This window comes from Kineococcus haloalkalitolerans (assembly GCF_050871905.1).
In the GTDB taxonomy this organism is placed as follows: domain Bacteria; phylum Actinomycetota; class Actinomycetes; order Actinomycetales; family Kineococcaceae; genus Kineococcus.
Genome location: NZ_JBJLSH010000074.1, coordinates 1 through 11743, shown reverse-complemented (window position 1 = coordinate 11743; position 11743 = coordinate 1). Strand labels below are relative to the sequence as shown.

At 75.6% G+C, this 11743-nt stretch carries 11 protein-coding genes and 1 pseudogene; 8 read left to right on the top strand and 4 right to left on the bottom strand.

Features of this window, described 5'->3' with window-relative positions; translation table 11 throughout:
- Positions 1-53: 53 nt before the first annotated feature.
- Together pip and ACRYMY_RS18885 are read right to left on the bottom strand one after the other, a co-directional pair.
- Positions 54-1013 (bottom strand): prolyl aminopeptidase, encoded by a 960-nt coding sequence (pip, locus tag ACRYMY_RS18890; protein ID WP_432548761.1) that lies wholly within the window; start codon positions 1011-1013, stop codon positions 54-56.
- 195 nt (positions 1014-1208) lie between these two features.
- Positions 1209-2204 carry a LacI family DNA-binding transcriptional regulator gene (locus ACRYMY_RS18885; protein ID WP_432548760.1) on the bottom strand — a complete coding sequence of 332 codons (996 nt, stop codon included), beginning with the start codon at positions 2202-2204 and terminating at the stop codon, positions 1209-1211.
- A gap of 144 nt (positions 2205-2348) precedes the next feature.
- Here ACRYMY_RS18885 and ACRYMY_RS18880 point away from each other — a divergent pair, with 144 nt between their 5' ends.
- Genes ACRYMY_RS18880 through ACRYMY_RS18860 form a run of 5 tightly spaced genes read left to right on the top strand, consistent with a single transcriptional unit; the run spans position 2349 to position 7828 of the window.
- Positions 2349-4283: a glycoside hydrolase family 127 protein gene (locus ACRYMY_RS18880; protein WP_432548759.1), complete on the top strand. Its 1935-nt coding sequence runs from the start codon at positions 2349-2351 to the stop codon at positions 4281-4283.
- A 24-nt stretch (positions 4284-4307) separates the two neighbouring features.
- Positions 4308-5624 (top strand): ABC transporter substrate-binding protein, encoded by a 1317-nt coding sequence (locus ACRYMY_RS18875; RefSeq protein WP_432548758.1) that lies wholly within the window; start codon positions 4308-4310, stop codon positions 5622-5624.
- The gene (locus ACRYMY_RS18870) at positions 5621-6577 is read left to right on the top strand and encodes a carbohydrate ABC transporter permease (protein ID WP_432548757.1); all 957 of its coding nucleotides are present in this window, start codon (positions 5621-5623) and stop codon (positions 6575-6577) included. Before ACRYMY_RS18875 ends, ACRYMY_RS18870 begins: the two co-directional genes overlap by 4 nt.
- Before the next feature lie 10 nt (positions 6578-6587).
- The gene (locus ACRYMY_RS18865; protein ID WP_432548756.1) at positions 6588-7520 is read left to right on the top strand and encodes a carbohydrate ABC transporter permease; all 933 of its coding nucleotides are present in this window, start codon (positions 6588-6590) and stop codon (positions 7518-7520) included.
- 29 nt (positions 7521-7549) lie between these two features.
- The gene (locus tag ACRYMY_RS18860) at positions 7550-7828 is read left to right on the top strand and encodes a YciI family protein (protein WP_432548755.1); all 279 of its coding nucleotides are present in this window, start codon (positions 7550-7552) and stop codon (positions 7826-7828) included.
- Between the two features lie 7 nt (positions 7829-7835).
- Here ACRYMY_RS18860 and ACRYMY_RS18855 read toward each other — a convergent pair whose 3' ends face one another.
- Positions 7836-8834, bottom strand: a complete 999-nt coding sequence (locus ACRYMY_RS18855; protein WP_432548754.1) for a LacI family DNA-binding transcriptional regulator — start codon at positions 8832-8834, stop codon at positions 7836-7838.
- A gap of 106 nt (positions 8835-8940) precedes the next feature.
- Here ACRYMY_RS18855 and ACRYMY_RS18850 point away from each other — a divergent pair, with 106 nt between their 5' ends.
- From ACRYMY_RS18850 to ACRYMY_RS18840, 3 genes are all read left to right on the top strand, one after another.
- Complete coding sequence (locus tag ACRYMY_RS18850) at positions 8941-9966, top strand: Gfo/Idh/MocA family oxidoreductase (RefSeq protein WP_432548753.1); 1026 nt, start codon at positions 8941-8943, stop codon at positions 9964-9966.
- Positions 9963-10757, top strand: coding sequence for a TIM barrel protein (locus ACRYMY_RS18845; RefSeq protein WP_432548752.1), 795 nt, complete (start codon positions 9963-9965; stop codon positions 10755-10757). Before ACRYMY_RS18850 ends, ACRYMY_RS18845 begins: the two co-directional genes overlap by 4 nt.
- Positions 10758-10852: 95 nt before the next feature.
- Entirely contained in the window at positions 10853-11380 is a 528-nt protein-coding gene (locus ACRYMY_RS18840; protein WP_432548751.1) for an AMIN-like domain-containing (lipo)protein, read from the top strand.
- 18 nt (positions 11381-11398) lie between these two features.
- Here ACRYMY_RS18840 and ACRYMY_RS18835 read toward each other — a convergent pair.
- Positions 11399-11638: pseudogene (locus tag ACRYMY_RS18835) on the bottom strand (alkene reductase); the annotation flags it as partial.
- Positions 11639-11743: the final 105 nt, after the last annotated feature.

Genomic DNA, 11743 nt, shown 5'->3' with positions numbered 1-11743 from the left:
GCCGTGATCTTGCTGGGAAACCCTGCAAGATCACGGCGGGGAGGGAGGGGGCCTCACAGCGAGGCGAAGCGGTCGGTGGCCGCGATCAGCGGAGCGGTGAAGGCGTCGCCGCCGTGCCCGGCGTCCACGACGACGAGGTCGCTGCTGGGCCAGGCGCGGTGCAGCCGCCACGCCGTCTCCAGGGGGCTGGACACGTCGTGGCGGCCGTGGACGAGGACGCCGGGGATCCCGGCCAGCCGGTGCGCCCCGGCGACGAGGTCCCCGCCGGGGACGACGTCGTCGAGGAACCCGGCGTGCGCCCAGAACCGGGTGACCAGGCGCGCGAACGCCAGCTGGGACCGCGGGTCGGCGCAACGCGGCGACGGACGCCCTCTCGGCGCCAGGGACACGTGCGCGTCCTCCCACGCGCACCAGGCCGCCGCGGCCGAGCCGTGCACGGCGGGGTCGGGGGAGGCGAGCAGCCGCGCGTAGGCGGTGGCCAGGTCCCCGTCGCGCTCGCGGGCGGGCACCGCTGCGCGGAAGGCCTCGTGCTCGCGCGGGAACACCCGGCCCACGTCCCGGGTCAGCCACTCCACCTCCCGCCGGCTCGTCGTCGCCACCGCGAACAGCACGAGCGCGCGGACCCGCTCCGGCCGCGTCTGCGCGTGGGCGAGCGCCAGCGTCGAGCCCCACGAGCCGCCGAGGACGAGCCAGCGCTCGATCCGCAGGTGCTCGCGCAACCGGTCCAGGTCGGCCAGCAGGTGCGGGGTGGTCACGGTGGCCGGGTCCCAGACCGGCTCGGCGGCCGAGGGGGTGCTGCGTCCGCAGCCGCGCTGGTCGTACTGGACGACCCGGTAGCGGTCCGGGTCCAGGAACCGCCGCCACGCCGGGTCCGCGCCGCTGCCGGGCCCGCCGTGCAGGAGCACCGCCGGTACCCCGTCGCGGCGACCGCTGACCGTCCACGCCAGGCGGTGCCCGTCACCGACGTCGAGCAGTCCGCCGTCGTCCGGTTCCCCGACCTCGTAGCCGTCCACGGTCCACCACGCTCCCAGGGTCGCCGGCCCCGCACACCCCTTCCGCCCCCGTCCCGCGGTGATCTTGCTGGGACTACCAGCGAGATCACGGAGGGGTTCAGCCGCCGATCACGGAGGGGGTGACGCTCGGTCGTCACGATCGCGGCGGGGGAGGGGGGCGGGCCGTCGGCCGTGCCGGGGGTCGGTGCCGGCGGCTCACACGCCGACGGTGGACTCCCGCACGACGAGCCGGGTCGGCGTCGTGGTCGTGCCGCGGGTGGGACGACCGGCGACGGCGTCCAGCAGCAGCTCGCCGGCGCGGCGGCCGAGCGCCTCCAGGCCGAGGGCGACGGTGGTCAGCGGTGGGCGCGAGGCCAGGGCGATGACGTCCCAGTCGTCGAAGCCGGTGACGGCCACGTCGTCGGGCACGCGCCGGCCGGCGTCGCGCAGGCCGTCGCACACCCCGCGGGCGATCTGGTCGCTCCCGCAGGTGACCGCGTCGACGTCGGGGTGGCGGCGCAGCAGCAGCTCGGCGGCCAGCCGCCCCCAGCGCTCGGACCAGTCGCCGTGCAGCGGCGGGGCCACGAGCGCCCCACCGGCTTCGGCGGCGGCGGCGCTCGCGCGCACCCGGGCGGCGTGGTGGTCGGCGGGCCCGGTGACGTGGGCGACGCGGGTGCGGCCCAGGTCCAGGACGTGCCGCACCGCGGCAGCCGCCCCGCCGGCCTGGTCGACGACCAGGGAGCAGTCCTCGTCCGACTGCGAGGGCGTGAAGGCGTAGACGACGGGCACGGGGGCGGCGAGCGGCGGGCGCGGTTCGGTGCGCCGGCCGGTGACGATGATCCCGTCGACGCGGCGGGCCAGGAGCGTGCGCAGGTAGTGCTGCTCGCGCAGCGGGTCGTCGCGGCTGTCGCACAGCAGGACGACCATCTCCCCGGCGCCCAGGGCGTTCTCGGCGCCGAGCATGACGGGGATGGAGAAGCGCCCGAAGCTGTCGGTGGTGATGAGCCCGACGGTGTAGGTGCGCCCGGAGGACAGGCCGCGGCCGACGGCGTCGGGCGTGAAGCCCAGCTGCTCGGCGGCGCGGCGCACCCGCTCGCGCGTCTCGGCGCGCAGCTGGCCGGTGCCGTTGAGGGCCTTGGAGGCCGTGCCGGCGGACACCCCGGCCAGCGCGGCCACGTCCACGATCCGCGCCGGAACGACGTTTTCCGTCACGTCCACCCCCTCGTCGCCCGCGGAAGAGCAGGAGCATAGCCGGACAGCAGTGCGGGACGGCGTCTTGACGGGCTCGCGCCCGCGGTCCTACGGTCACCGCAGAAAACGTGTTCCGTACGTTTCCGACGACTCGAGGGAGAGCTCGTGACGACCACCCCGACGGCCGGTGCGGCGATCACCGCCCCCGCCGCCCCCACCCCCGGCGCCGCCGTGGCGCTGCGGCCCGTGCCCACGGGCGCGGCGCGCATCACGGGCGGGTTCTGGTCCGCCCGGCAGGCGGCGAACCGCCGTCAGGCGCTGCGCACCGGCTACGAGAAGCTCCAGAGCGCCGGGAACCTGCGCAACCTGCGCATCGCCGCCGGGACCGAGGACGGTGAGGTCCGCGGCCCGATCTTCATGGACTCCGACGTCTACAAGTGGCTGGAGGCGGCCGGCTGGGAGCACGGCCGCGAGGCCGACGCCGAGCTGCTCGGCTGGATCCGCGAGGTCACCGCCACCGTGGCCGCCGCGCAGGCCGCCGACGGCTACCTGGACTCCGTGCAGCAGGTCCGCGGGGGCGGCGAGCGCTACGTCGACCTGCCCTGGAGCCACGAGCACTACTGCGCCGGCCACCTGTTCCAGGCCGCCGTCGCCGTCGTGCGCGGCACGGGCGACACCGGCCTGCTCGACGTCGCGGTCAAGCTGGCCGACCACCTCGTCGCCACCTTCGGCCCGGGGAAGGTGGAGGACGTCGACGGCCACCCCGTCGTCGAGATGGCGCTCGTCGAGCTGTACCGGGAGACGGGGAACCGCGAGTACCTGGAGCTGGCGCGCTGGTTCGTCGACGCCCGCGGCCACGGCATCATCGAGCGCCACGGCAAGCAGCCCACGTACTTCTCCGACCGGGTGCCCGTGCGCGAGCAGACCACCGTCGAGGGGCACTCGGTGCGCGCCGTCTACCTGACGGCCGGTGCCGCCGACGTGGCCGCCGAGACCGGCGACGCGGAGCTGCTGGCCGCGCTGGTGCGCCAGTGGGAGGGCATGGTCTCCACCAAGACGTACGTCACCGGCGGCATCGGCGCCCGCTGGGACATGGAGCAGTTCGGCGACCACCACGAGCTCACCCCCGACCGCGCCTACGCCGAGACGTGCGCGGCGATCGGCAGCGTGCAGTGGAGCTGGCGGATGCTGCTGGCCACGGGCGAGGCCCGCTACGCCGACCTGGTCGAGCGCACCCTCTACAACGCGTTCCTGCCGGGCGTCTCGCTGCGGGGCACGGAGTACTTCTACGTCAACGCCCTGCAGCTGCGCGACGGCGCCCACCCGGACGAGGAGCGCAGCGTCGCCCACGGCCGCCGCCCCTGGTTCGACTGCGCCTGCTGCCCGCCGAACATCATGCGGACCCTGTCCAGCCTCGACGCGTACGTGGCGACGACGTCCGGCGACGGCGTGCAGCTGCACCAGTACGCCACCGGGACGGTGCGCGGGGCCGACGGCGCCGAGCTGGCCGTCACCACCGACTACCCGTGGGACGGGACCGTGCGCGTCGAGGTGACAGCGCCCGGGACGGGGGAGTGGGAGCTGGCCCTGCGCGTGCCGGCCTGGGCCACCGGTGCCCGCGCCACCGCGGCCGGGCAGCCGGTGGACGCCGAGCCGGGCGACTACCTGCGCGTGCGCCGCGCCTGGAGCGCCGGGGACGTCGTCGAGCTCGTCCTCCCGCTGGAGGTCCGCCCCGTCGAGGCCGACCCGCGCGTGGACGCCGTCCGCGGCTGCGTCGCCCTCGAGCGCGGGCCGCTCGTCTACTGCGTCGAGCAGCCGGACCTGCCCGCGGACCTCGCCGCCGACGACGTGCGCGTCCACGTCGCCGAGGTGCGCACCGCCCGGGCCGAGCACCGCGCGGACCTGCTGGAGGGCGTCACGACGCTGACGTTCCCCGCGCGCCGCGCCGCCGCGGCGGCCACCGGGCCGCTGTACCGGCCGGCCTCCGACGAGCCGGCGCCCGCGTCGCTGCCGGAACCGGTCGAGGTGACCGCCGTCCCCTACTACGCCTGGGCCAACCGCGAGCTGGGCCCCCTGCGGGTCTGGCTGCCGCGGGCCTGACCCCCGTCCCGCAGGAGGAGAGCGATGGAGCTCCACCGCAGGAACGTCCTGGGACTGGGAGGGCTGGCGGCGCTGAGCGCGCTGCTGCCCTCCTGCGCCTCCTCCCTGCCCGAGGCCGACGTCGGCGCCGCCGGCTTCGGGCAGGACGGGGAGGGTGTCGTCCGGCTGTGGTGCCGGGCGGCGACGGTCACCGGGGTGCGCCAGACCGTCGACGCGTTCAACGCGTCGCAGGACCGCATCACGGTCGAGGTCACCCCCGTCCTCGACGGCCAGTACGTCACCAAGCTGGCCACCGCCATCCGCGGCGGAAACATGCCCGACGTGGTGGACATCGACGACATCAACTCGATGCTGTTCATCTACCGCGACGCCTTCACCGACCTGACCCCGCTGGTGCAGCAGCTGGACTTCGCCGACGCGCTGAACCCCGGCCAGCTGGGACTGGCCACCCGCGAGGGACGCCACTACGGCGTGCCGTACATCGCCGACAACTCCGCGCTCTTCTACAACACCGAGCTCCTGGAGCGCGCCGGGTTCAGCGACCCGGCCGAGGTCACGGCCGACTTCGAGGGGATCCTCGAGGCGGCCCGCGCCGTCGGGGCCCTCGGTGACGGCACGTACGGGTGGACGATCGACGGGAACGCCGCGGGCATCCTCGGCTTCGTCGTCCAGCCGCACGTGTGGGCCTCCGGGGACCGCACCGTCGTCGGGGAGATCGGCGACCAGCGGGCCGCGGTCTCCGACAGCCCCTCGGTCCGCCGCACCTTCGAGCTCTACCGGACGATGTGGGAGGAGGGGCTGATGCCCCGCGCGAACTTCTCCGCGGACGGCGCCCGCTGGGGCGCCGACTTCCGCGAGGGCACCGTCGGCATGTTCCCCGGCAACTACTCCCTCGCCGTGCTCAACGCCGACGAGGAGATGCGGGCGAAGACCGGTGTCGTGCTGCTGCCCGGCCCCGACGGCGGCCGGGCCACCTTCGCCGGCGGCGACAACCTGTGCCTGCCGCGCGGCGGGGCCAACCCGTCCGCGGCGTGGGAGTTCGTCAGGTTCGCCCTCGACCTGCCGCAGCAGGTCGACCTGCCGGACGGCGGGTACCTGCCCGTCCGCTCCGACGCGGCGACGGAGGAGTACCGCGAGCGGCACCCGCTGGCCGTGGCCCCGCTGGAGGGCATCGAGAACGCGTACGCGCCGACGACGCTGGCGTACAACCTGCTGTTCAACCAGCCGGACTCGCCGTGGATCGCGGCGTTCCGCCAGGCCGTCTTCGACGGTGACGTCGACGGCGGGATCGAGACCGGTCAGGCGGGGTTCACCCGCGTCCTCGAGCAGGCGCAGCTGTGAGCGGCGTCGCGGGCCTGGGCACCGACCGGGCCGCGGCCACCGGCGCGCTGGAGGCCGTCCGCCACCGGCCGCGCGGGTCCGAGCGGTCCCTGACCCACCCGCCCCGCACCGGGCTGCTGCTGGTGACGCCCGCGCTGGCCTTCGTCGTCGTCTTCGTGCTCGCGCCGCTGGCCTTCGCCGTCTACATGTCGATGACGGACTGGCCGCTCATCGGCTCCTACGAGTTCACCGGCCTGGCCAACTACCTGGGCGTCGCGCAGGACCCGGTGTTCTGGCGATCGGTCGCGTACACCGTCCTCTACACGGCGATCGTCACCCTGCCCATCCTCGTCCTCGGCTACGTCCTCGCCGTCCTGGTCCGGTCCAACCGGCGCGGCTCGACGCTGTTCCGGACGATCTTCTTCGTCCCCTACGTCATCGGCCTCACGACGCTCAGCTTCCTGATGGTGCTCGAGGCGCAGCCGGGTTCCGGCGCGGTGAACGTCGTCCTGCGGTGGCTGGGGATCACCGACGGCTCGACGGCGTGGCTGGCCGACGGCCGGCTGGCCACCGGGCTCATCTGCGTGATGATCGTGTGGGGCGTGTCGGGGCTGACGATGGTGCTGCTCATGGGCGGCATGCAGGGCATCTCCCGCGACGTGTACGAGTCCGCGGAGATGGACGGGGCGAGCTGGTGGCAGCGCGAGCGCTCCATCACGATCCCGATGATCCGGCGCACCATCGCCATGAGCCTGGTCATCTCGGTCATCGGCTCGCTGCTGGCCTTCACCCAGTTCTACGTCCTCACCCGCGGCGGGCCGGGCACCGAGACCCAGACCGTCGTCATGTACATCTACCAGCGAGGTTTCGTCCAGCTGCAGCTCGGCGCGGCGTCCGCCCTGTCGATCGTGCTGGTGGTCGTCGTGGGCCTCGTCACCGCTGCGCAGTTCCGCCTCCTGCGCGAGAAGGACTGAGGAGACGCCCGTGTCCACCACCGCTCCCAGCACGCCCACCGCGGCCCGGCCGGAGCCGCGCGCCCCGCGCAGCGGGACGCCCGCGCCGTCGTCCACGGGACGGTCGGAGAGCCGCACCAAGCTCGTCCTGTACGTCGTCGGCGGGACCCTGGCCTCGCTGGTGTTCCTCGTCCCGCTCGTCTGGTCGGTGCTGCGCTCCTTCCAGCCGAACGACGTCATCATCTCCAGCTCCCCGACCTGGCAGCAGGTGTTCCAGCTGTCGCTGGGCAACTTCCGGGCCCTGTTCTCCGGCGACGCGGACATCCTGCGGGCGGTCGGCAACAGCCTCGTGGTGTCGGTCAGCACGGCCGTGCTCACCGCCGTGCTGGCGACGCTGGCCGGGTACGGGTTCGGCCGGTTCCGCTTCCGCGGCCGCAACTGGCTGTTCGGGCTCGTCGTGGTGACGATGATGGTCCCGTTCCAGGCCATCATCACGCCGCTGTACCTGCAGATGAACGCCATGGGGCTGACCGACTCGCGGCTCGGCCTGGTGCTGTTCTACTCCACGGTGAACCTGCCGTTCGGCGTGTTCGTCATGCGCAACGCGTTCGAGACGATCCCCGACGAGATCGAGGACTCCGCCCGCGTCGACGGCGCGGGGACGTTCCGCTGCCTGTTCTCGGTGCTGCGCCCGCTGCTGGTGCCGGGCATCGCCACGAGCGCGCTGTACGCGTTCCTGGCCAGCTGGACGGAGTTCCTCGGGGCGCTGACGTTCCTCACCGACGACCGGCTCTACACGCTGCCGCTGTCGCTGGTGAACCTGCAGTCCGGCGCGTACGGGGCGGTGGACTTCGGCTACCTCGTGGCCGGCGCGGTCATCGCGATGGTGCCCTGCGTGGTGCTGTACGTCGCGCTGCAGCGGTTCTACGTGGCCGGCCTGGCCTCCGGCGCCGTCAAGGGCTGAGGGCGCGGGGCCTCGGGTAGCGTCCGGGCATGCCGTACTTCGTGGCCACCTACCGCTACACGCCCGACACCGCGCTGCGCGACCGCGTGCGCCCGACCCACCGCGAGTGGCTGTCGGGGCTGGGGGACACCCTGGTCCTGTCCGGCCCGACGGACGCCGACGGCGCGTTCCTCGTCTTCGAGGCCGAGGACGCCGCCGCCGTCGAGCGCACCGTCGCGCAGGACCCGTTCACCACCGAGGGCGTCATCGCCGAGAGCACCGTCGTCGGCTGGACGCCCGTCAAGGGGCGCCTCGTCGAGCGCCTCTGACCACCCCTCACCGCGCCCCGGTCCCGTCGGGCGCCGCCGTCGTGCGGCGCACGACGAGCCGGGGCGCGACCACGTCCTCACCCGGTGGCAGGCCCGCGTCCTCGGTCCGGGCCAGGGCCCGGGCGACGGCGTGGTGGGCCAGGGCGCGCGCGTCCTGACCCACGGTGGTCAGGGCCACGGTGGACAGGGCGGCGACGGCGCTGTCGTCGTAGCCGACGACGGACAGGTCCGCCGGGACGTCGCGCCCGGCCGCGCGGGCGGCGGCGAGCAGCCCGGCGGCGCAGGCGTCGTTGAAGGCCAGCACGGCGCTGGGGCCGCCGGGTGCCAGGACCGCCGGCGCGGCCCGCACGCCGTCGGCGTCGGTGAGCCCGCCGGGCAGCAGCGTCACCGGCAGGCCGGCCGCGGCCAGGGCGGCGCGCACCCCGCGGCGGCGCTCGGCCGCGCCCGGCGCGCGTCCGCCGTGCAGGTGCGCGACGCGCTCGTGCCCGAGGGACAGCAGGTGCTCGACGGCGCTGCGGGCGCCGGCCTCGTCGTCGGTGCGCACCACGTCGGCGGCGACCCCCCGCAGCGACCGGGCCATCACGACGAGCGGGACGCGCCCGGCCAGCTCGGCCAGGTCGGCGCGCGCCAGGGCGGGGCCGACGAGGAGGACGGCCTCGCAGCGCAGGTCCAGCAGGGCCCGCACGGCGGCGCGCTCGGGGCGGCTGCCGACGCTGGGTTCCAGGGCCAGGCGCCAGCCGGTGCCCTCGACGGCCCCGTACAGCGCCTCGACCAGCTCGGCGTGGAAGGGCCGGTGCAGGGCGTGGACCACGCCCAGGGTGCGGGTGCGGGCCGAGCGCAGCAGGCGGGCCCGGTGGTCGGGGTGGTAGTCCAGCTCGGCGGCGGCGCGCAGCACCCGCTCGCGGTTGGCCGGGCTGGCGCCGGGGGCGCCGCGCAGCACGATCGACACCAGCGCGCGGGACACCCCGGCCCGCGCGGCCACGTCGGCCATCGTCACGTCCGCCACCGCCGCAGTCTAGGCGGACCTGGAACGATCTAGGCGGAGCGCTTGACGGAGCCGCCGCGGCGGCGCCACCCTGTCCGCAAGCTTAGATCGTTCTAGGGAGGTCCAGGTGGCGGGCACGGGGTCGGACGTGGTGCGCGTGGGGGTGGTGGGCGCCGGTCGGATCGGCACGGCGCACGCCGCGACGATCGCCCGGCGGGTGCCGGGAGCCGCGCTCGTCGCGGTCGCCGACCCCCGCCCCGGGGCGGCGGAGCGGGTGGCGGCGCCGTGGGGCGCGCGGGTCGCTACCGGTCCGGCGCAGCTGTTCGCCGACGACGGCGTCGACGCCGTCGTCGTCACCGCCACCACGGACGCGCACGCCGACCTCGTCGAGGCCGCCGCCCGCGCCGGCAAGCACGTGTTCTGCGAGAAGCCCGCCGGGCTGACGCTCGCCGACGTCGACCGCGGGATCGCCGCCACCGACGCCGCGGGCGTCGCGTTCCAGGTGGGGTTCAACCGCCGGTTCTCCCGCGACGTCGCCGCGGCCCGCGCCGCGGTGGACGAGGGCGCGATCGGTACCCCGCAGCTCATGCGCTCCCTCACCCGCGACCCCGGCCTGGCCGACCCCTCGGCCGTCCCGCCGTGGACGATCTTCCTGCTGACCCTGGTCCACGACGTCGACACGCTGCTGCACCTGAACCCCGGCGCGGAACCCGTCTCCGTGTACGCCGTGGCCGACGCCCTCGTCGCCCCGGCGTTCCGCGACGCCGGGCTGCTCGACACCGCCGTGGTGACGATCCGCTTCGACAACGGCGCCATCGCCACGGCCGAGGCCAGCTTCTCCGCCGCCTACGGCTACGACGTGCGCGGGGAGGTGTTCGGCTCCGGCGGCATGCTCACCTTCGGCGACGGCGCGACGGGTTCCCTGCGCCGCTGGGACGCCCGCGGCCGCCACGCGGACACCGTCCGCTCCGACGTCGAGCTGTTCGCCGACGCCTACGCCGCCGAGTTCGCCGAGTTCACCGCGGCCGTGCGCGAGGGCCGCGCCCCCTGCGTCACCGGCCGCGACGCCCGCCGCGCGCTGGCGGTGGCGCTGGCGTGCGTGGAGTCCGTGCGCACCGGGCTGCCCGCGCGCCCGGCCGGGACGCCGTCGTGAGCGGGCCGGTGCTGGCGGTCTGCGCCGAGACGGTGTTCCTCGACCTGCCGGTCGTCGAGCGCGCGCGGGTCCTGCACGAGCTGGGGTTCGCCGTCGAGCTGTGGGACTGGACCACCAAGGACCTGCCCGCCCTGGCCGCGACGGGCGCGACGTTCACGTCCGTGACGGGGTACGTGGACGGCGAGCTCGTCGACCCCGGCGGCGCGGACCGGCTGCTGGCGAGCGCGGAACGCTCGATCCGGGCGGCCGCGGCGCTGGGCCGCCCGAACCTCAACCTGCACGGCACCGGCCTGGACGGGCGCGGACTGCCGGTGCGGCCCGCGCCGGTGGTCACGGGCGCGGACTGGCTGGCCGCCGAGCGCACGCTGCGCCGCGTGGCCGAGCTGGGCCGCCGTCACGACGTCGTGTTCACCCTGGAGAACCTCAACACCGCGCTGGACCACCCCGGTACGCCGTTCGCCCGGGCCGCCGACACCCGCGCCCTCGTGGCGGCCGTCGACAGCCCCCACCTGCGGATGAACCTCGACCTGTACCACGCGCAGATCGGCGAGGGGAACCTCGTGCAGCTCGTGCGCGACAGCGCTCCCTGGACGGGCGAGGTGCAGGTCGCCGACGTCCCCGGCCGCTGCGAGCCCGGCACCGGCGAGGTGCGCTGGGAAGCCGTCGCCGGGGCCCTGCTCGAGGTCGGCTGGACGGGCACCGTGGCGCTGGAGGCGTTCGCCTCCGGCGACAGCCGCACCGCCGTGGAGCGGTTCCGCGCGGCCTTCTGCGGGGTCGCCGGCCGGGCCTGAAGACCCTCGACGTCCCGCCCGCGCGGGAGGACGATGGGGGCGGCGACCGGGACGGCGCCGTGCCGTCCCGCCGCCGCAGGGGGAGGGAGGCCGCGATGAGGCGGTCAGCAGCAGCGGTGGCGTCGGTGCTCCTCGGGGCGGGCCTGGTCGGCCTGACCCCGGCGTCCGCCTCGGCGGCGTGCCCCACGGGGTGGGGTTCGCTGCCGAGGACGGCGCCGTCGGTGCGCAACGCGGAGATCGTCGACGTGCGCACGGGGCGGCACGCGTGCTTCGACCGGTTCGTGGTGGACGTCGCCGGTCGCGGCGACGGGTGGTTCGTGCGCTACGTCGACCAGGTGCGCTTCGACGGCTCCGGCGAGGTCGTCCCGCTGCGCGGCGGGGCGAAGCTGGAGGTCGTCGTCGTCGAGCCGATCGTGCCGACCGACGCGATCTTCCTGCCGGACGGTGAGCTGGCCGACGTGCGCGGCTACCGCACCTTCCGGCACGTCGCGTGGGCCGGGTCCTTCGAGGGGCAGACGACGTTCGGGCTCGGGGTCCGGGCGCGGCTGCCGTTCCGGGTCCACGCCCTCGACGGCCCGGGCACGGGGTCCCGGGTCGTCGTGGACGTGGCCCACCGGTGGTGACCGCTCGGGTGCGAGGGATCAGGCGGTGCGGGCGGCGTCGAGGAACGGGTAGTCCGTGTACCCCTCGGCGCCGCGCGCGTAGAACGTCGCCGGGTTCGGCTCGTTCTCCGGGTGCCCGCCCCGCCAGCGCTCCACGAGGTCGGGGTTGGCGAGGACCATGCGGCCGACGGCCACGACGTCGGCCGCGCCGTCGGCGACCAGCTGCAGCGCGTCCTGGCGGCTGGTCACCACGCCGAACCCGCTGTTGGCCATCAGGGGTGGGGGGGGGGGGGGGGGGGGGGGGGGGGGGGGGGGCGGGGGGGGGGGGGGGGGGGGGGGGGGGGGGGGGGGTGGGGGTGGGGGGGGGGTGGAGCGGGGGGGCGC